Annotated in this window: 22 protein-coding genes; 12 read left to right on the plus strand and 10 right to left on the minus strand. The window is 66.6% G+C overall.

Going from position 1 to position 18,612, the window contains the following annotated elements; genetic code table 11:
* Window positions 1–140 precede the first annotated feature (140 nt).
* Window positions 141–1,268 (plus strand): hypothetical protein, encoded by a 1,128-nt coding sequence (locus ABJK26_RS03115; protein ID WP_347240771.1) that lies wholly within the window; start codon window positions 141–143, stop codon window positions 1,266–1,268.
* On the opposite strand, the gene ABJK26_RS03120 is transcribed toward ABJK26_RS03115, so the two are convergent.
* The 7 genes from ABJK26_RS03120 to ABJK26_RS03150 all read right to left on the minus strand — a co-directional run bounded on the left by ABJK26_RS03120 (window position 1,255) and on the right by ABJK26_RS03150 (window position 9,040).
* Window positions 1,255–2,196: an RluA family pseudouridine synthase gene (locus ABJK26_RS03120; protein ID WP_347240772.1), complete on the minus strand. Its 942-nt coding sequence runs from the start codon at window positions 2,194–2,196 to the stop codon at window positions 1,255–1,257. The two genes, ABJK26_RS03115 and ABJK26_RS03120, sit on opposite strands and share 14 nt — an antisense overlap.
* Window positions 2,197–2,271: 75 nt before the next feature.
* Window positions 2,272–3,105: an ABC transporter ATP-binding protein gene (locus tag ABJK26_RS03125; protein WP_347240773.1), complete on the minus strand. Its 834-nt coding sequence runs from the start codon at window positions 3,103–3,105 to the stop codon at window positions 2,272–2,274.
* A 46-nt stretch (window positions 3,106–3,151) separates the two neighbouring features.
* Complete coding sequence (locus ABJK26_RS03130; RefSeq protein WP_347240774.1) at window positions 3,152–4,354, minus strand: ABC transporter substrate-binding protein; 1,203 nt, start codon at window positions 4,352–4,354, stop codon at window positions 3,152–3,154.
* Window positions 4,355–4,393: 39 nt separating this feature from the next.
* Window positions 4,394–5,461 (minus strand): branched-chain amino acid ABC transporter permease, encoded by a 1,068-nt coding sequence (locus ABJK26_RS03135; RefSeq protein ID WP_347240775.1) that lies wholly within the window; start codon window positions 5,459–5,461, stop codon window positions 4,394–4,396.
* Window positions 5,458–6,351, minus strand: a complete 894-nt coding sequence (locus tag ABJK26_RS03140) for a branched-chain amino acid ABC transporter permease (RefSeq protein WP_347240776.1) — start codon at window positions 6,349–6,351, stop codon at window positions 5,458–5,460. The genes ABJK26_RS03135 and ABJK26_RS03140 overlap by 4 nt, the downstream gene beginning before the upstream one ends.
* The gene (locus ABJK26_RS03145) at window positions 6,348–8,282 is read right to left on the minus strand and encodes a long-chain fatty acid--CoA ligase (RefSeq protein WP_347240777.1); all 1,935 of its coding nucleotides are present in this window, start codon (window positions 8,280–8,282) and stop codon (window positions 6,348–6,350) included. Before ABJK26_RS03145 ends, ABJK26_RS03140 begins: the two co-directional genes overlap by 4 nt.
* Entirely contained in the window at window positions 8,279–9,040 is a 762-nt protein-coding gene (locus tag ABJK26_RS03150; RefSeq protein ID WP_347240778.1) for an ABC transporter ATP-binding protein, read from the minus strand. Before ABJK26_RS03150 ends, ABJK26_RS03145 begins: the two co-directional genes overlap by 4 nt.
* Window positions 9,041–9,200: 160 nt before the next feature.
* Here ABJK26_RS03150 and rpmH point away from each other — a divergent pair, with 160 nt between their 5' ends.
* From rpmH to prmC, 6 genes are read left to right on the plus strand one after another with little or no spacing between them, the layout of a single operon-like run.
* Window positions 9,201–9,350, plus strand: a complete 150-nt coding sequence (gene rpmH, locus ABJK26_RS03155; protein ID WP_011227941.1) for a 50S ribosomal protein L34 — start codon at window positions 9,201–9,203, stop codon at window positions 9,348–9,350.
* On the plus strand, window positions 9,317–9,688 hold the full coding sequence (gene rnpA, locus ABJK26_RS03160; RefSeq protein WP_347240821.1) for a ribonuclease P protein component: 372 nt from the start codon (window positions 9,317–9,319) through the stop codon (window positions 9,686–9,688). The genes rpmH and rnpA overlap by 34 nt, the downstream gene beginning before the upstream one ends.
* 5 nt (window positions 9,689–9,693) lie before the next feature.
* A complete protein-coding gene (yidD, locus tag ABJK26_RS03165; RefSeq protein WP_347240779.1) occupies window positions 9,694–9,942 on the plus strand; it encodes a membrane protein insertion efficiency factor YidD in 249 nt (82 codons plus the stop codon).
* Window positions 9,939–11,231 carry a YidC/Oxa1 family membrane protein insertase gene (locus ABJK26_RS03170; protein WP_347240780.1) on the plus strand — a complete coding sequence of 431 codons (1,293 nt, stop codon included), beginning with the start codon at window positions 9,939–9,941 and terminating at the stop codon, window positions 11,229–11,231. The genes yidD and ABJK26_RS03170 overlap by 4 nt, the downstream gene beginning before the upstream one ends.
* 9 nt (window positions 11,232–11,240) lie before the next feature.
* Window positions 11,241–11,828, plus strand: a complete 588-nt coding sequence (locus ABJK26_RS03175) for a R3H domain-containing nucleic acid-binding protein (protein WP_347240781.1) — start codon at window positions 11,241–11,243, stop codon at window positions 11,826–11,828.
* Window positions 11,791–12,648 carry a peptide chain release factor N(5)-glutamine methyltransferase gene (prmC, locus tag ABJK26_RS03180; RefSeq protein WP_347240782.1) on the plus strand — a complete coding sequence of 286 codons (858 nt, stop codon included), beginning with the start codon at window positions 11,791–11,793 and terminating at the stop codon, window positions 12,646–12,648. Before ABJK26_RS03175 ends, prmC begins: the two co-directional genes overlap by 38 nt.
* On the opposite strand, the gene ABJK26_RS03185 is transcribed toward prmC, so the two are convergent.
* Together ABJK26_RS03185 and lptB are read right to left on the minus strand one after the other, a co-directional pair.
* Complete coding sequence (locus ABJK26_RS03185; protein ID WP_347240783.1) at window positions 12,556–13,947, minus strand: DUF3084 domain-containing protein; 1,392 nt, start codon at window positions 13,945–13,947, stop codon at window positions 12,556–12,558. The two genes, prmC and ABJK26_RS03185, sit on opposite strands and share 93 nt — an antisense overlap.
* A complete protein-coding gene (gene lptB, locus ABJK26_RS03190; RefSeq protein WP_347240784.1) occupies window positions 13,948–14,676 on the minus strand; it encodes an LPS export ABC transporter ATP-binding protein in 729 nt (242 codons plus the stop codon).
* A gap of 54 nt (window positions 14,677–14,730) precedes the next feature.
* Between lptB and gltX the strand changes: the two genes are divergently transcribed.
* From gltX to ftsY, 3 genes are read left to right on the plus strand one after another with little or no spacing between them, the layout of a single operon-like run.
* The gene (gltX, locus tag ABJK26_RS03195; protein ID WP_347240785.1) at window positions 14,731–16,137 is read left to right on the plus strand and encodes a glutamate--tRNA ligase; all 1,407 of its coding nucleotides are present in this window, start codon (window positions 14,731–14,733) and stop codon (window positions 16,135–16,137) included.
* Window positions 16,138–16,169: 32 nt separating this feature from the next.
* A complete protein-coding gene (locus tag ABJK26_RS03200; protein WP_347240786.1) occupies window positions 16,170–16,610 on the plus strand; it encodes a hypothetical protein in 441 nt (146 codons plus the stop codon).
* 12 nt (window positions 16,611–16,622) lie between these two features.
* Complete coding sequence (gene ftsY, locus ABJK26_RS03205; RefSeq protein WP_347240787.1) at window positions 16,623–17,540, plus strand: signal recognition particle-docking protein FtsY; 918 nt, start codon at window positions 16,623–16,625, stop codon at window positions 17,538–17,540.
* On the opposite strand, the gene ABJK26_RS03210 is transcribed toward ftsY, so the two are convergent.
* Window positions 17,537–17,689 (minus strand): DUF5522 domain-containing protein, encoded by a 153-nt coding sequence (locus ABJK26_RS03210; RefSeq protein WP_347240788.1) that lies wholly within the window; start codon window positions 17,687–17,689, stop codon window positions 17,537–17,539. The two genes, ftsY and ABJK26_RS03210, sit on opposite strands and share 4 nt — an antisense overlap.
* Window positions 17,690–17,719: 30 nt before the next feature.
* Between ABJK26_RS03210 and ABJK26_RS03215 the strand changes: the two genes are divergently transcribed.
* Together ABJK26_RS03215 and rnhA are read left to right on the plus strand one after the other, a co-directional pair.
* Window positions 17,720–18,130: a disulfide bond formation protein B gene (locus tag ABJK26_RS03215; RefSeq protein ID WP_347240789.1), complete on the plus strand. Its 411-nt coding sequence runs from the start codon at window positions 17,720–17,722 to the stop codon at window positions 18,128–18,130.
* Window positions 18,127–18,606 (plus strand): ribonuclease HI, encoded by a 480-nt coding sequence (gene rnhA, locus ABJK26_RS03220; protein WP_347240790.1) that lies wholly within the window; start codon window positions 18,127–18,129, stop codon window positions 18,604–18,606. Before ABJK26_RS03215 ends, rnhA begins: the two co-directional genes overlap by 4 nt.
* The last annotated feature ends 6 nt before the right edge of the window (window positions 18,607–18,612 follow it).

Below are 18,612 nucleotides of genomic sequence, written 5' to 3' on the forward strand. Positions count from 1 at the left end.
TCTCCTACGCCACCCTGGACCGGGAAGGGATCCAAGAGGGCGTGCGGCGCCTGGGTAAAGCCCTGAAGGGGCTAATAGCGTCCCTACAACATCCAAGCACCCCGCTAGCTTAGCCTGCTTCGCTTGTAAAATGTCAGCAAATGAGTGCTCAGGTTTCCGAGGTGATTCAAGAGTTGGTAGTCCATCTCGAGCGTTGGAAAGGGTTAAATGAAGCCCAAACAGCTCAGGCCATTATCCTTCGCCTACTTCAGGCCCTCGGATGGAACATTTGGAACCCTTACGAAGTCATCGCGCAGGACGCTTCAGCAAAAGGGTATCGCCCCGACTACATCTTGTCTGTACAAAACACTCCGCTCATAGTATTGGAAGTAAAAGCGCTGGATCGTACCCCCACCAACGAAGACAGAACCCAGGTGGTCAACTACGCGAATGCCCAAAACATTCGGTGGGCCATTCTCACCACCGGCAAGCAATGGGAGTTTTTCGACAACACCCTGCAGGCAAAGGCCCCCGACAAACGCTCCCTTCTCTTTGAGCTAGATAACCCTTCTTCCAGCCGATACTTGGAGCGCACTCTCAAACGTGATTTTTGGGAAACAAAGGAAGCGCCATCAAAACTCGCTCGCATTGTTGAGGACATTCGGAAGGAAATAGAAACTCAGCAGAGTCTTACCCAAATTGAGCACAAGCTAAGAGCGGTGTTAGACGAAGGCTATCAGCGCAACGAAAAAGGCCTACGAAAAGCGATTGAAAAGGAGCTAAACGTCAATGAGCAGGAATTGGCGTTGGCCCACTTTGACCGCTTGGTACACCGATTGTTAGGCGTGGCCACACCCCTTGCAAGTTCCCTACCGCCTTTTTTGACCGTTTTCAGGCAAGCTCTGACCAGGCATACGGGTTCTCCAGCGGAGGCAGATCATCCAAGCTTGCGTATATGGCTCAACGAGGAACCTATCTATACCATACGCAGTTGGCGCGATTTTTACGCATCACTGGTAGAAGCTTTGGAACAAACAGGCCAAAGTGACATTTTGGAGGAATTACGCAAACAGAAGGACGTCGTGGCTTCCAGACTTGACCGGCGCAAGAAGGACGGGAAACCCTATGAGGCCAGTGCCTACAAACCCTTGGCGTCTGGCGAATTCCTGTTTGTCCACCTATCGGCGGAACGCATACGCAAGAAAATCCGGGACCTCTTGGTACTGCTCAACCTGCCTCCGGGAACCTTCCGCGTAGAATACGAAGACAACCTCTTTACTCTGCCGTAGACGTCAACTCTTCCCTTCTTAGCATCTCCGGCCACCTCCCCCCCAGAGCCTCCCAGGCCGCCACCATGTCCTGGGGCACGGGGGCCAAGAACTCCAGGACCCGCCCCGTGCGGGGGTGGGGGATGCGGAGCTCGTAGGCGTGGAGGGCCTGGCGCCCGATATGGGGGCTCCTTCTCCCGTAGAGCTCGTCCCCTAGGATGGGGGCCCCGAGGTGCTTGAGGTGGACCCGGATCTGGTGGGTGCGCCCCGTGTGGGGCCTCGCCTCCACCAGGGCGTAGGGGCCAGAAACCTTGAGGAGGGCGAAGTCCGTCTCGGCGTAGCGGGGGGCGATGCCCCCCACGTGCATCTTGTGCCGCTCCACGGGGTGGCGGCCGATGGGGGCGATGAGGGTGCCCTCCCGGGGATGGCCCTCGGTGAGGGCCAGGTAGCGCTTCATCACCATCCGGTCGCGGAAAGCCTGGGAGAGGGCCTCGAGGGCCCCGGGGTGCTTGGCCACCACCAGAACCCCGCTCGTGTCCTTGTCCAGGCGGTGGACGATGCCGGGGCGAACAAGCTCGGGCCTCGAGGCCTGGGCTTCGCCCCCCTCTAGGGGGAAGTAACGGCCCAGAAGGGCGTTCACCACCGTGCCGGTGTAGACCCCCGGGGCGGGGTGGGTGAGGAGGCCCGGGGGCTTATTCAGAACCAGCATGTCCTCGTCCTCGTAGAGAACGGGCAAAGCAAGGTCCTCCGGCACCACCCAGGGCCTTTCCTCGGGAGGGGCCACCACCACCTCCTCCCCCTTTAGGCGGTAGGCGGGCTTGGAAACCACCTTCTCCCCCACCCGCACCCAGCCCTGGGCGATCCAGGCCTGGGCCCGGGCCCGGCTCACCCCCAAGGCCTCGGCCACGGCTTGGTCCAGGCGAAGGCCCTCCCTGCGGAAGCGCACCACGCTCCCCATGATACGCACCCGGAGGCGGACTAGGCCAGCGGCCACCCCCCTCCTGGCGCGGGGGGACGCCCCGCCCTACATGAACCGCTTCCTGCGCTTGTAGGCCTTGACCTCCTTGAAGCTCTTCCGCCCCCCTCCCTTGGCCACCCCCAGGTAAAACTCCTGCACGTCGGGGTTCTCCAGGAGGCTTTCCCGGTCCCCCTCCAAGACGATCCGCCCCGTCTCCATGATGTAGCCGTAGTGGGCCACGGAAAGGGCCATCCGGGCGTTCTGCTCCACCACCAGGACCGTCACCCCCTCCTCCTGGTTCACCCGGGCCACGATCTCGAAAATCTCCCGCACGAGAAGCGGGGCGAGGCCCAAGGAGGGTTCGTCCAGGAGGAGGAGCTTGGGCCTCGCAAGGAGGGCCCGCCCGATGGCGATCATCTGCTGCTCCCCGCCCGAGCAGTACCCGGCGAGCCGGTGCCTGAGGTCGGCCAGGCGGGGGAAGTAGTGGTAGATCCGGTCCAGCTCCTCCTTGAGGTGCCGGCTCCCCTGGGTCAGGGTCCCCACCTTGAGGTTTTCCTCCACCGTGAGGTGTTTGAAAACCCTCCGGCCCTCCAGCACCTGCACGATGCCCTGTTTCACGATCTCCTCGGGGGGGCGGTTCTGGATGGGCTCTCCCCGGTAGAGGATCTCCCCCCGCACCACCTCCCCGTCCTCGGGAATGAGGAGGCCGGAGATGGCCCTCAAGGTGGTGGTCTTCCCCGCCCCGTTGGGGCCTAAGAGGGCGGTGATCCGCCCTTCCGGGACCTTGAGGGAAACGCCCCTCAGCACCTGGATGATGTCGTGGTAGACCACCTCGATGTTGTTCACCAAAAGGAGGATGGGGCCGAGGTCCTCCGGGCGGGTGGGGTTAAGGGTGTCCATGGCGCTTAAGGAGGGGCCCGGGGTGTCCCGGGCCCCGGGAGGAGGGCTATTTGCCGTAGTGCACCTTGCGGAAGAGGGCCGAGGTGAAGGGCTCGGTCACGGGCACGAAGCGGCCGCCCTTGGCCTCGAGGATCCTAAGCCCTTCCGCCCCGGTGTGCTCGCTCTTGGTGAAGTCAATCTCAATGCCCTGCTTAGTAGAAACGGCGAAGCCCGGCTTGAAGGCGTTGGGCCCGTTCATGCCCACGATGGCCTGGTAAACGGTTTCGTTGTTCACCCGCTTGAAGCGCTCCTGGGCCCGGCGGATGGCCTCCACGGCGATGGCCGCCGCCAGCATCCCGTTGGTGTAGTTGGTGCTTTCGGCGATGGCCTGGGGACGCCCGTACTTCTGGGCCAGCTCCTTCTGCAGTCGGATGCCCGGGGTGTCCTCGTGGTACATGTAGAAGCTGGTCGCCCAGAGGAAGCCCTCCGCCGCCTCCCCCGCCAGCTTGATAAGGTCCGTGCCACCCGTGTAGTGGGCCCCGAGCTGCCGCATCTTCTTGTCCAGGCCCAGGCGCTTGGCGTCCTTCAGGATGTTGGCCACGGGGCCCGCCACGTTCTGGTGAATGATGTACTCCACCCCCACCTGCTCAAAGCGCTTGAGAAGGGCGGTGTTGTCCAGGTTGCCCGAGCCCACCTCCTGCACGTCCACAATCTGCAGGCCAAGCTGCTGGGCGGCCTTCCTGGCGTCCGCCACGGGAGCCCGGCCGAAGGGGGAGGGGTTCACCACCAGGGCCACCTTAGCCCCCTTCTTTTGCCTGGCAACGTACTCCAGGAGGGCCACCACCTGCTCGGAGTAGGTAGAGGTGGGGATGAAGAAGTAGTCGTTGTTGGGAGGGTCAATGAGCTCCACGTGCATGGAGGCGGGGATGGTGGGGATCTTGAGCTCCTGGATCAGGGCCTTGAGCTGGAGGTTGGCCCCGGTGGCGTAGGAGAGGAAAAGGGGTATCTTGAAGCGGTCCACCGCCTCCTCAAAGAAGCGCTGGGTGTTGGCGTTGTTGTACTGGTCGTCCCGCACCACGCAGTTCAGGACCACCCCAGGCACCAGCTTCCGCTCGTTGGCGTACTTGCAGTAGTCCTCCACCGCCGCCCCGTAAGGGGCCCCCGCGTCCGAGGTGGGCCCGGTGATGGCCCCCGACCAGAAGAGGGTGACCTGCTGCTGGCCCATGGCCAACCCTAAGACCGCCGCTACGCCTACCAGTGTCCTCCTCATACGCTTCCCTCCCTTTGCGAACCCCGTGCGGGGGGTTGCCTAATACCTAAAGGGCCAGGTGCGGAAGTAGCTTCGCACCAGGCGCCACCAGTTGTAAAGCCCCCTGGGCTCAAACACCAGGAAGAGGACGATGACGAGGCCGAAGGCCAAGGGCCTCAGGGCGCTCGCCACGTCCACCCCGGCCACGCTGAAGCCCAGGGCCTTGATGAAGTTGGAGAGCGCCTCCATGTTGACGTCCAGAAGCTCCAGGAAGGCGGGCCCGAGGAAACTCCCCACCAAGGTCCCAAGCCCCCCCACGATGGCCATGGCCAGGAGCTTGATGGAGACGGCGAAGGTGTAGTCCTCTATGACCACCGCCCGGGAGAGGTAGGCGTAGAGCACCCCCGCCACCCCGGCGTAGAAGGCGCCCAGGGCGAAGGCGAAGAGCTTGGTGCGACCTGGGTCCATGCCCATGGCGTCCGCCGCCCGGTCGTTGTCCCGCACCGCCACCAAAGCTCTCCCGTAGCGGGTGCGGAGGAGGTTCCGCCAGAAAAGGGCAAGGAGAACCAGAACGGAAAAGGCCACGTAGTACCAGAAGTGGTAGTGGTTGCGGAAGCCCGCCTCGTAGCCCAGAAAGCTCGCCCGGGGCATGTCCATGGCCCCGCCCTGCTTGAGGAGGGGCATATGCCCCACGACCCACTCAAACACCACCTGGAAGGCCAGGGTGGCGAGGGCCAGGTAGAGGTGCTTCACCCTGAGGCTCGGGATGCCCACCAGGAAGCCGAAGAAGGCGGCCACCAAGCCCCCTATGGGGATCAGCAGAAAGAAGGGCAGGCCCTGGGGGGCGAGAAGGGCCGCGGTATAGGCCCCCACCCCCATGAAGGCCGCCTGGCCGATGTTGATGAGGCCGGCGTACCCCGTGGTGATGTTGAGGCCCAAGACCGCCACGCTGTACACCAGGATGAGGTCCAGGATAAACACCTGGGTGCGGGAAAGGAACTGGGGAAGGACCAGGAGAAAGGCCAGGAAGAGGAGCAAGGAAACCAGCTCCCGATGGGTGGCGAAGATGCTGGTGTCTTGTCGGTAGCTGGTGCGGTAGTTTCCGGTCTGCGCCCAAGGGTTCCTCATACGCGCTCAATCTCCTCGGTGCCGAAAAGGCCGTGGGGTTTGAACCAGAGGACCAAAAGGAGGACCAGAAAGGGGAAGACGTCCCGGGTACCCCCGCCGGGCACAAAGGGGTCCAGAAAGCCCGCCGCCAGGTTCTCCAAAACGCCGATCAGGATACCCGCCACCACCGCCCCGGGGATGGAATCCAGCCCCCCCAAGATGACCACGGGGAAGACCTTGAGGCCGATATGCACCAGCCCGTCCAGGTTGAGACCGGAAATGGTGCCCACCACCATCCCCGCCGCCGCCGCCGTGAGCCCGGCGGCCGCCCAGGCCAGGGCGAAGACCCGCTCCACGGAAACCCCGAGGCTCATGGCCGCCATCTGGTCGTCGGCCACCGAGCGCATGGCGATGCCCAGGGTGGAGCGCTGGAAGAACCAGGTGAAGAGGGCGAGGAAGACCAGGGTGAAGGCCACCGCCAGGAGCTGAGCGTAGGAGACCTGCACCCCGAGAAGGCTCACCCCTCCTTGGGGGAGGAAGCTAGGGTAGCTGAAGTTCCCCGCCCCAAAGGGGGTGAGGTGGATGAGCCCGTCCAGCAGGGAGGCCAGGCCGATGGTGGCCATGATGACGGAGATGATGGGTTGCCCCACCATGCGCTTGAGGAAGACCCGCTCCACCCCGAAGCCCAGGAACGCGGTGAGGGCGAGGGCCAAGGCCGCCGCCAGCAAAAACGGAGCGCCCAGGGCCGTCATGGCAAAGTAGGCCAGAAAGGCCCCGATGGCGATGAACTGCCCTTGGGCGAAGTTCACCACCCGGCTCGCCTTGTAGATGAGGACAAACCCCAAGGCCGCCAGGGCGTAGACCAGCCCCAGCACCACCCCGGAAAAGAAAAGCTGCAGGAAAAAGCTCACGCCAACACCCCCTCTTCCAGGTCCCACACCGGCACCCTGGCCCGCACCCGCTGCAAGGTGCCGTCCTGGTAGCGGTACTCCGCCTCCACCTCCACCTCCCCCGCCCCCGAGTAGAGGGCCTCCACCAGGGGGAGGTACTTCTTGGCGATGAGGCCCCGGCGCACCTTGCCCGTGCGGGTGAGCTCCTCGTCATCGGCGTCCAGGAGCTTGTAGAGAAGGACGAAGCGCCGGACCCTAAGCTCCTCGGGAAGCTCGGCGTTCACCTTCTCCACCTCCTTGCGGATGAGCTCGGCCACCTCGGGTTTGAGGGAGAGGTCCAGGTAGGTGGTGTAGGCCAGGCCCCGGTCCTCGGCCCACTTGCCCACGGTCTGGGGGTCTATGTTGAGGAAGGCCGCCAAAAAGGGCTTGCGGTCCCCGAAGACCACGGCCTCCTTGATGTAGGGGGAGAACTTGAGCTTGTTCTCCACGAACTGGGGGCTGAAGGCCGTACCCCTCTCGGTGCGCATCACGTCGGAGAGGCGGTCAATGACCACCAGGTGGCCGTCCTCGGTGAGGTACCCCGCGTCCCCGGTGTGAAGCCAGCCGTCCCCAAAGGTCTCCTGGGTGGCCTCGGGCCTTTCCCAGTACCCGGCGCAGACCGCATCGGAGCGGAGGAGGATCTCCCCCGCCTCGCTGATCCGGACCTCGGTCCCAGGGATGGGCAGGCCCACGGTGTCGTGGCGCACGTCGCCGTCCCGGTGGACGAAGGCGATGCCGATGATCTCCGTCTGGCCGTAGATCTGCTTGAGGTTGACGCCTATGGCGTGGAAGAAGCGGAAGACGTCAGGCCCGAGGGCCGCTCCTCCGGTGTAGGCGCGTCTAAGGCGCAAAAAGCCCAGCTGGTCCCTTAAGGGCTTGAAGAGGGCCTGGTCGGCAAGCCAGTAGGCGAGGCGGAGGGAAAAGGGCATGGGCTTTCCCCGCATGCGGTACTCCGCCGCCCGGTAGCCTACCTTAAGGAGCCTCTCGTAGACGAAGCGGTTGAAGGCGTAGCTCTCGGAGATCCGCACCCAGATCTGGCTTTGGATGCTTTCCCAGACCCGGGGGGGACTGAACATCACGTGGGGGCCGATCTCCTTGAGGTCCTGCATGGCGGTTTCCACCGCCTCGGGGAAGTTCACGGCGAACCCCCCCGTGAGGGCCATGGCCACGGACATCATCTGCTCCCCGATCCAGGCGAGGGGCAGGAAGGAGAGGTAGTCGTCCGTGGGGAGGAGGGGGTCCACCTCCTGCAGGGCCACCCCCATGTGGATCAGGTTGCGGTGGCGGAGCATGGCCGCCTTGGGCCTGCCCGTGGTGCCCGAGGTAGAGGAGAGGTGACAGACCTCCTCCGGGCTCGCCTCGAGGAGGAGCCTCTCCACGGCGTCCGGGTGCTTCCTCCGGTGCTCCCGCCCCCGCTCCAGCACCTCGGCGAAGGAGAGGAGCCAGGGGTCCCGGTAGCCCCGCATCCCCTTCTCGTCCTCGTAGATCACGTGGCGCACGTGGGGGATCTCGTTCCGGATCTCGTAGAGCTTGTCCACCTGCTCCTGGTCCTCGGCGAGGACCACGCTCGCCCCCGTGTACTGGAGCATGTAGGCGATCTCCGGGGGGAGGCTACTCTGGTAGACCCCCACGCTGATCCCCCGCACCGCCTGGGCCCCGAGCTCGGCGTAGAGCCACTCGGGGATGTTGTCGGCGATGATGGCGAGCCTCTCCCCCGGCCGAAAGCCCAGGGAGAGGAGGCCGTGGGCGAAGAGGAGGACGTTCTCGTAGTACTGGGCGTAGGTGACCTCGTTCCAGATGCCGTAGTCCTTCTCCCTTAGGGCCACCCGGTCCCCCTCGCGCTCCGCCCGGAGCTTGAGGAGCTGGGGCAGGGTGTAGCGCTTCATCTCGTAGGAGGGCCTCAGGGCCTTCACGCCTCCACCCCCATGTAGGCCTCCTGCACCCGGGGGTTTTTCGCCACCTCCTCAGGGCGCCCTTCGGCGATGACCTGGCCGAAGTCCAGGACGTAGACCCGGTCGGAGATGTCCATGACCACCCCCAGGTCGTGCTCAATGAGGATGACCGTGGTGCCCCGGGCCCGGATCTCCAGGATGAAGCGCACCATGTCCTCCTTCTCCTCCAGGGTCATCCCCGCCATGGGCTCGTCCAGGAGGAGGAGCTCGGGAGAAAGGGCCAGGGCCCGGGCCACCTCCACCCGCTTCCTCACCCCGTAGGGGAGGTTCCCCACCAGGGCCTTGCGGTAGGGCTCCAGCTCCATGAAGTCTATGACCTCCTCCACCGCCCGGCGGTTCTCCACCTCCTTCCCCAGGGCCCTCCCGTAAAAGACCCCGGCGGAGAGGAGGCCGTAGGCCAGGTGGGCGTGCCGGGCCAGCATGAGGTTTTCCAGCACGGTGAGACCGGAGAAAAGCTCTATGTTCTGGAAGGCGCGGGCGATGCCCCGCCGGGTGATCTCGTGGGGGCTCGCCCGGGTGATCTCCTGCCCCTCAAAAAGGATGCGTCCTCGCTCCGGGTGGTAGAAGCCGGAGATGCAGTTCAAGAGGCTCGTCTTCCCCGCCCCGTTGGGCCCGATCACCGAAACCAGCTCCCCCTTGGCCACCTGCAGGGAGACCCCCGAAAGGGCCGCCACGCCGCCAAAAGTGAGGGTGATGTTCTCCACCAAGAGTTGGGCCACGGGTCCCTCCCTAACGACCGTTTACCGGGGAGTATAGGGGAACTGGGCGGGGGTTGTCAACGCTAAAGCCTGCCTGCAAAAAAGCGTTAGACCAGGTTTCCCTTCCCTTATGCTACACTCTTTAGGGTATCGGGGCCCAGGGCCCCAGGGAGGGAAATGGATGAAAAGGACCTGGCAGCCCAACCGGAGGAAGCGGGCCAAAACCCACGGCTTCCGGGCCCGCATGCGGACCCCAGGCGGCAGGAAGGTGCTGAAGCGCAGGCGGCAGAAGGGCCGCTGGCGCCTCACGCCCGCGGTGCGGAAGCGCTAGGCCAAAGGCCCCCCGCCCCGGGGGGCAGGCTCCTTTCCCTAAAGGGGGACCGGGCCTTCCAGAGGCTCCGCAAGGGCAAGGCGGGGCGGGGGCGGTACGTGAGCGCGAAGTGGCTCCCCGCTCCCGAGCTTAGGGTGGGGATCGTGGTGTCCAAGAAGGTGGGGAAGGCGGTGGTGCGCAACAAGGTGAAGCGCCGCCTGCGGGAGATCCTCCGCCGCCTCCACCTTCCCAAGGCCCACCTCCTCCTGGTGGCGACCCCCGAGGCCCGGGAGGCGGGCTTCGCCGAGCTCTTCCAGGACGTGGTGCGCGCCTTAAGGAAAAGCGGGCTGGTACAATAGGCGGCGTGCGTGGCCTTTTGATCCTGCTCATCCGGGCTTACCGGCGCTTCCTTTCCCCCCTAAAGCCTAGGACCTGCCGCTTTCATCCCACCTGCTCGGCCTACGCCCTCGAGGCCCTGGAAAGGCACGGGGCCTTCTGGGGTAGCTACCTGGCGGCGAGGCGCCTCCTCCGGTGCCACCCTCTCCACCCCGGGGGGCTGGACCCCGTGCCCCTGGTCTTCCCGGCAAAGCGGGGGAAGGAGGGGGTCCGATGAGGCGGCTTCTCGCCCTTACCCTCCTCCTCCTGCCCGCTCTGGCCCTCGAGGCCACCTTCAAGGAGGCCGACGTCAACGGGGACGGGACCCCGGAAAAGGTGGCCATCACCAACCTCATGGACCTGGCCTTTGACGCCCAGGGCCAGGTGGTAGGCTGGTACGTGAAGACCTACAAGGGCACCCAGATCGGCGACTACACCCGGGCCCCAAACCTCGCGGCCGGTGGCCCCGTCCTCTCTCCCCTTGGCTTCCGCCCGGAAAAGGCGGAGTTCCTGGTGGAGGACGGCCGGCTCCTCGCCCGCTTCCAGGGGCCTGAGGGCACGCTCACCTACCGCATCGCCAAGGGGCGGTACACCCTGGAGGTGGCCGCCGACTTCCCCCTCGCCCTCAAGCTCGCCCCTCAGGGCACCCCCAAGGTCCTCCTGGAGGGCCAAAAGGAACCCCTCCCCAGCGGGGAAGGCCAGGTCCGCTACCTGGCCTGGCAGACCCGGCCCAAGGCGGGCTACGCCCTGGTGGCCTTCGCCGAAAAGCCCTTCAGGGCCAAGCTCCTGGGCAAGGAAGGCGAGGTCTTTCTCTCCCCGGGGGAGGCCCTAAAGGTATACGGCGGCCAGAACGAGCTGGTGCGCTTCCACGTGGAGGGCCTCCTCTCCCTGCCCGGCCTCTTCGCCCCCAACCTCTGGGGGCAGCTCTCCCTGGGGCTTCTCTGGCTCATGGAAACGACCTTCCGCTACACGGGAAGCTGGGGCCTGGCCATCCTCTTCCTCACCCTGGTGGTCCGCCTTCTCCTTTGGCCCCTCATGCACCAGCAGTTCAAGAGCATGGCGGAGATGCAACGCCTCCAGCCCCTCATCCAGAAGATCAACGAGAAGTACAAGGACGATCCCAACAAGCGGGCCGAGGCCACCATGAAGCTCTACCAGGAGCACAAGGTGAACCCCGCCGCCGGGTGCCTGCCCCTTTTCATCCAGATGCCCATCCTCTTCATCCTTTGGAAGGTCATCGCCAACTACGAGTTCGGCCAGGGCCTCCTCTGGATCCCCGACCTGGCCCTCCCCGACCCCTTCTACGTCCTCCCGGCCCTCTACGTGGCCACCACCTTCCTCTCCACGTGGCTCTCCGCCCACGGCAACAAGGACCTCATCCGCCAAAGCCTCTTCATGAACCTGGTCTTCGTCTTCCTGGTCCTGCAGTTCCCCTCCGGAGTCACCCTCTACTGGGTGCTGTCCAACCTTATCGGGCTTCTCCAGCAGTGGCTCATCAACAAGAGCTTGAAGTCGGTGGCGGCGTAAACTGGGCTTATGGACGAGAAGAAAAAGAGCATTGACGATCTCCTCGCCGACCTCGGGGTGTTGGAAGAAGCCCCGGTGGAGGTAGGGCTCAAGGAGGCGGGGAAGGAGGAGAAGCCCAAGGACCCCAAGGAGGTTCTGGAAGCCTTCCTGGTGGGGCTTTTGCTGCGGCTGGACCCGGCTTACTACCTGGAGGTGCGCCAGGAGGGAAACCTCCTAAAGGCCGAGGTCAAGGGCGGGGACCTGGGCCGCTTCATCGGCAAGGAGGGGCGGACCCTGAAGGCGGTGGAGTACCTGTGCGGGGTAGTCCTGGCCAAGCACTTTGGCGGGGAGTACCGGGTGGTGCTGGACGCCGCCGGCTACCGCAGGCGCCAAGAAGAGAAGATCCGCAAGCTGGCCGAGGAAGCCGCCCTCACCGTGGAGCTCACGGGCGAGCCCCTGCCCCTTCCCCCCATGCGCCCCTCGGAGCGGCGCCTGGTCCACATGCTCCTCAAAAACCACCCCAAGGTCACCACGGAAAGCCAGGGGGAGGGGGAGGAGCGGCACGTGGTGGTCTACCCCCGTGATAAGGCTCCTCCGGGAACTGGAAGGGAGGCTTGAGGCCGCGGGCCTCCCCAAGGGCGAGGCCTGGGACCTTCTCGCCCTGGCCACGGGCCTTCCCCGCAAGACCCTCCTCCTGAGGCTCAGGGAGCCCCCGCCCCCGGGAAGCGAGGGAAGGGCCTGGGAACTTCTGGCCAAGCGCCTCTCCGGCTACCCCCTCCAGTACCTCCTGGGGGAGGTGGAGTTCTTCGGCCTGCCCTTGAAGGTGGCCGAGGGCGTGCTCATCCCCCGGCCGGAGACGGAGGGCCTGGTGGAGCTTGCCTTAAGCCTCCCCCTCCCTCCCAGGCCCCGCGTCCTGGACGTGGGTACGGGCACAGGGGCCATCGCCCTGGCCCTGAAGCGGTTCCTGCCCGAAGCGGAGGTGTGGGCCACGGAGGTGGACCCGAAGGCCCTGGCCCTGGCTCAGGAGAACGCCCGAAGGCTCGGGCTTCCCGTGCGCTTCCTCATGGCCTCCCTCACCGGGGGGCTTGGGGAGCTGGACCTGGTGGTGGCCAACCCCCCCTACCTGCCCGAGGCCTACCGGAAAGTGGCCCCCAAGGAGCTTTCCTTTGAAAACCCCCTGGCCCTCTACGCCGGGCCCGAGGGCCTTTCCGTGGCCCGCCCCCTGGCGGAGGAGGCCCTCCACGCCCTAAGGCCTGGGGGGTACCTCCTCTTAGAGCTCGCTCCCGAAAACGCCCGCCTTCTCGGGGAGGAGCTTCGGGCGAAGGGCTGGGAGGAGGTTCGGGTGCTACCGGACCTCGCGGGTCGGGACCGGTACCTCCGGGCCCGGAGGCCCGCCGAGAAGCTGGAAGGCGAGGAGAGGCCGCTCGCTGGTCCTTAGGTCCTGGACGGCCACCACCCCCACCCGCGCCACCCCCCGCCTCCCCTCCAGGAGGGCCAGGCCCCGGGCCAGCTCCTCGGGGGAGGGGAAGGTGGCGTACTCTGGGGGGAAGCCCGCCTCCAAAAGCTTCCTCCGGGCCTCCTCCCCAAGCCCCTCCAGCACCTCCCGGTGGCGGGCGGGGGTGGAGAGGCGAAAGGTGGCGCTGGCCAGGACCTCCCGGGCGGCGAAGGCCCGCCTCTCTGGGTAGAAGCGGGCCCGCACCAGAAGCCGCCCCTCCCGGTAGCCCGCCCCCTCCAAAACCGCCACCCCGGGCCCCCGCACCTCTTCCTCCAGGAGGAGCTCCGCCCCCCGGAAGCCCTGGAGGAGGGCCCGGCGCTCCGCCGCCCGCTCCAAGGCCACCCGCCCCTCCTCGGCCCCAAGCCTAACCTCCCCCAGGGGGAGCCCCTGGCTCAAGCGGGCGAGGCGCTGGGCGAGCTGGCCTCGCTCTCCCTGCAAAACCTCCGCCTGTTGCAGGAGGGCCCGCACCCGCTCCTCGGTCCGGCGGAGCTCGGCCCGGCTTTCTTCCAGGCGGGCCTGGGCGGCCTCGGCCTCGGCCTTCAGGGCCTGGCGCTCCCGCTGGGCCTCTCGCAACCTGGCCTGCAGGAGAGCCAGGTCGGCCTCGAGCCGGGCCCGCTCCTCCCGGCGCCTTTTGGCCTCCGCCTCGGCCTCCCGGGCCGCCTCCGCCAGGGAACGCAAGGCCTTCTCCCGCTCGGCCAAGGCCCGCTCCCTGGCGGAGAGGAGGGCGGAAAGCCGCACCTTCTCCTCCTCCAGGGCCCGGAGGCGCCCCTTCAGGCCCTCCACCTGCCCCTGCAGGACCTTCAGGCGGGCCTCCAGGTCCCGAAGCTCCGCCTCCCGCCGCCGCCTTAGGGCCTCGGCGGCCTCGAGGGCCTCCTGGAGCTCCTTCCGCTCCGTCCTCAGGGCGGTCACCTCGGCCAAGACCTGGGCGGCCTCGGCCTCGAGGGCCTCCTTGGCGCGGAGGAGGTCCTCCCGTTCCACCTTGAGCCGGTCCCGCTCCTGGCGGATGGCCTCGGCCTCCAGGATGGTCTCCCGGGCCTCGCGGAAGACCAGGAGGAAGCCCAGGTAGCTGAAAAGGGCGATCCCCACCCCGGTGAGCACCGCCACCAGGGTAGCGGTCTGCCTCGGCCTCAGCCCGAAGAGGCGGTAGTGGCGCTTCCCCGCCCACTTGGCCACCTTGTCCCCCAGGTAGGCCACCAGGGCGGAAAGGAGAAGGATGAGGACAAGGAGGGCCCAGAAGGTCATCTAGAGCTCGTAGTCCTCGCCCAGGTAGTGCCGCCGCACCCCCTGGTCCTTGGCGAAGGTCTCGGGGTCCCCGTGGAAGAGGATCTGGCCGTCGTACATCACGTAGACCCGGTCGGTGATGGCCAGGGTTTCCCGCACGGCGTGGTCGGTGACGAACACCCCCACCCCCCGCCTTTCCCGGAGCTCGGCGATGACCTTCTGGATCTCCTTGACGTTTTTCGGGTCCACCCCGGTGAAAGGCTCGTCCAGGAGGATGAAGTCGGGGTCGGTGGCCAGGGTCCGGGCGATCTCCAGCCTCCGCCTTTCTCCCCCGGAGAGGGCGTAGGCCATGCGGTCCTTCAGGTGGTAGATGGCGAGTTCTTCCAGAAGGGCCTTGGCCTTCTCCAGGCGCTCCTTTTTGGAAAGGGGCTGAAACTCCAGGACGGCGAGGAGGTTCTCCAGGGCGGTCATGCGCCGAAAGGCGCTGGGCTCCTGGGGGAGGTAGCCGAGGCCCAGGCGGGCCCTTTTGTACATGGGCAGGCGGCCGATCTCCTGCCCCTTGAGGAAGATCCGCCCCGCCGTGGGCTTGATGAAGCCCACCACCATGTAGAAGGTGGTGGTCTTTCCTGCCCCGTTGGGGCCGAAGAGGGCCACGATCTCCCCCCGCCTGAGGTAGAGGTCCACCCCCCGCACCACCTCCTTGGGTCCGAAGCGCTTCCTCAGTCCTTGGGCCAAGAGCTCGCCGTCCATTACCTTCAAGCCTAAGGCCCAACCTTTAGGCCCGGGTGAGATAATGGGCACGGTATGGTGGTGACCCGCATTGCCCCAAGCCCCACGGGGGACCCTCACGTGGGCACGGCCTACATCGCCCTCTTCAACTACGCCTGGGCCCGGAAGAACGGGGGGCGCTTCCTCGTCCGCATAGAGGACACGGACCGGGCGCGCTTTGTGCCGGGGGCCGAGGAAAGGATCCTCGCCGCCTTAAAGTGGCTCGGCCTCACCTACGACGAGGGGCCCGACATCGGCGGCCCCCACGGGCCCTACCGCCAGTCGGAAAGGCTTCTCCTCTACCAAAAGCACGCTGAGGAGCTCCTGAGGCGGGGCTGGGCCTACCGGGCCTTTGAGACCCCGGAGGAGCTGGAGAGGATCCGCAAGGAGAAGGGGGGCTACGACGGGAGGGCCCGGAACCTCCCCCCCGAGGAGGCGGAGGAAAGGGCGAGGCGGGGCGAGCCCCACGTGATCCGCCTCAAGGTGCCCCGCCCGGGCACCACCGAGGTCAAGGACGAGCTTCGGGGGGTGGTGGTCTACGACAACGGGGAGATCCCCGACGTGGTCCTCCTCAAGTCCGACGGCTACCCCACCTACCACCTGGCCAACGTGGTGGACGACCACCTCATGGGGGTCACCGACGTGATCCGGGCGGAGGAGTGGCTGGTTTCCACCCCCATCCACGTCCTCCTCTACCGGGCCTTCGGCTGGGAGGTGCCCCGGTTCTTCCACATGCCCCTCCTGCGCAACCCCGACAAGACCAAGATCTCCAAGCGCAAGAGCCACACCTCCCTGGACTGGTACAAGGCGGAGGGGTTTCTGCCCGAGGCCCTCAGGAACTACCTCTGCCTCATGGGCTTCTCCATGCCCGACGGGCGGGAGATCTTCACCCTGGAGGAGTTCATCGCCGCCTTCACCTGGGAAAGGGTCTCCCTGGGAGGGCCCGTCTTTGACCTGGAGAAGCTCCGCTGGATGAACGGGAAGTACCTCCGGGAGGTGCTCTCCCTGGAGGAGGTGGCGGAGAGGGCGAAGCCCTTTCTCAAGGAGGCGGGGCTTTCCTGGGAAAGCGAGGCCTACCTGAGGCGGGCGGTGGAGCTCATGCGCCCCCGCTTTGACACCCTGAAGGAGTTCCCCGAGAAGGCCCGCTACCTCTTCGCCGAGGACTACCCCTTTTCCGAAAAGGCCCGGGCGAAGCTCGCGGAGGGGCTTCCCCTCCTCCGGGAGCTCAAGCCCCTCCTGGAGAGGCAGGAGGAGTGGACGGAGGCCGCCCTGGAAGCCCTTCTTAGGGGCTTCGCGGAGGAAAGGGGCCTGAAGCTAGGCCAGGTGGCCCAGCCCCTCCGGGCCGCCCTCACGGGGAGCCTGGAGACCCCAGGCCTCTTTGAGCTCATGGCCCTTTTGGGCAGGGCGCGGGTGCTTTCCCGCCTGAAGCGGGTCCTTTCGTGAAAAAGGCCGCAAGCCTGGGTATACTGGAAAGGATGAAGCGGCTACTTCTCTCCCTCGCCCTTTTTTTAAGCCTGGCCAGCGCCCAGGGCGCCATCGGGATGCGCTTTGGCTACGGGGAAAGCCTGGGCCTCACCTTCGGGGCCGGGGTGGAAAACCGCCTGCGGCAGAACCTCTCGGGCCGCCTCTTGGCGGAGCTCTCCCCGGCGGCCCCCGGGGTGGTCCTCGAGGCCAACCTCCTCTTCAAGCCAGACCTGGGCCAGTACGAGCCCACCCTGGCCGGAACCCTCCCCTACCTCGGCGGGGGCTTAAGCGGCCTTCTGGGACCTACGCCCACCCTGGGGGTGGGCTTCATCTTGGGGCTAGAGGGGGTTCTGGACCCCTACACCGGCCTCTTCGCCGAGGGCACCTACGTGTACGGCTTCGCCCAGTTCCCCAAGGTCTGGCGCCTGGCCCTTGGGGTAAACTTCCGCTAAGGCGGGGCGGGAATGGCCGGTTTCTTTGAGCGCCTGAAGGCGGGCCTCGCCAAGACCCGGGAAAGGCTCCTCAGGGCCATCCCCTGGGGCGCCGACCCCGAGGCGGTGTTGGAGGAGCTGGAGGTGGCCCTCCTCGCCGCCGACGTGGGCCTTTCGGCCACGGAGGAGCTTCTCCAGGAGGTGCGGGCCTCGGGGCGGAGGGACCTAAAGGAAGCGGTGAAGGAGAAGCTCGTCCAGATGCTGGAGCCGGACGAGCGGCGGGCCACGCTGAGGAAGCTCGGCTTCAACCCCACGAGGCCCAGGCCCGTGGAACCCCAAGGCCACGTGGTCCTGGTGGTGGGGGTGAACGGGGTGGGCAAGACCACCACCCTCGCCAAGCTGGGCCGCTACTACCAGGCCCTGGGCAAGAAGGTCCTCCTTTGCGCCGGGGACACCTTCCGCGCCGCGGGGAGCGCCCAGCTCGCCGAGTGGGGGAAGCGCCTTGGCCTACCCGTGATCCAGGGGGCGGAGGGGGCCGACCCCGCCGCCCTCGCCTTTGACGCCGCCCAGGCGAGGAGGGCGCGGGGCTACGATCTCCTCCTGGTGGACACCGCCGGGAGGCTCCACACCAAGCAGGGCCTCATGGAGGAGCTCAAGAAGGTGAAGCGGGCCATCGCCAAGGCCGACCCCGGGGAGCCCGGGGAGGTGTGGCTGGTGCTGGACGCGGTCACGGGGCAAAACGGCCTGGAGCAGGCCAAGCGCTTCCACGAGGCCTTGGGCCTCACCGGGGTCATCGTCACCAAGCTGGACGGCACGGCCAAGGGCGGGGTGCTGGTCCCCATCGTGCGCACCCTCAAGGTGCCCATCCGCTTCATCGGCGTGGGGGAGGGGCCGGACGACCTCCAGCCCTTTGACCCCGAGGCCTTCGTGGAGGCGCTCCTCGAGGCCTAGTCCCCCTCCCCTTTCCAGGGGCAGTGGCGGCACCCCGAGCCGCAGCAGTAGCCCCGCTTGCGGTGGTAGGCCTCGGTGAAGACCATCCGCCCCTCCTCCACGTAGAAGTCCTCCCCCTCCTTAAGCTCCCGCGGCGCTTCCTCCTCCATAGCCTCCAGTTTAGGGATATGCTCTTCCCGATGAAGCGCGCCCCCCTTCTCCTGGCCTTCGCCTGGGTGATGGCCCTGGTGGCCACCCTGGGAAGCCTCTACTACTCGGAGGTGCGGCTTTTCCTGCCCTGCGAGCTCTGCTGGTACCAGCGGATCTTCATGTATCCCCAGGCGGTGATCCTGGGCCTCGCCCTCTGGCGGCAGGACTTCGGGGTGTGGCCCTACGGTCTGGCCCTTTCCCTCATAGGCGGGAGCATCAGCACCCTCCACCTCCTGGAACAGCGGTTCCCCGACCTCTTTACCCTGGCCTGCAAGCCTCCCGTGCCCTGCGGTACGGAATACATCCCCCAGTTCCCCATCCCCCTGCAGGCCCTCCTCGCCTTCCTCCTCATCGCCCTAAGCATGGCCCTCCTGTCCAGGGAGGCCCGGGGCCCGGCGTGAAGCGGGTGGAGCTCTTCACCGACGGGGCCTGCCTGGGAAACCCAGGGCCCGGGGGCTGGGCGGCCCTCCTCCGCTTCCAGGCCCACGAGAAGCTCCTCTCCGGCGGGGAGCCCTGCACCACCAACAACCGCATGGAGCTGAGGGCCGCCGTGGAAGGCCTGAAGGCGCTGAAGGAGCCCTGCCAGGTGGACTTCTACACCGATAGCCGCTACCTGCAGAGGGCCCTCGCCGAGGGCTGGCTGGAAAGGTGGCGGAAGCGGGGCTGGCGGACGGCGGACGGCAGCCCGGTGAAAAACCAAGACCTCTGGGAGGCCCTTCTCCTCGCCATGGCCCCCCACCGGGTGCGCTTCCATTTCGTGGAGGGGCACGCCGGCCACCCGGAGAACGAGCGGGTGGACCGGGAGGCGAGGCGCCAGGCCCGGGCCCAGGCCGAGGCGCCCTGCCCGCCAAAGGCTTCCACGCTTTTCCACGGATAGGCAGAA

Origin of the sequence: Thermus sp. (genome assembly GCF_039793865.1) — a bacterium.
Lineage (GTDB): Bacteria > Deinococcota > Deinococci > Deinococcales > Thermaceae > Thermus.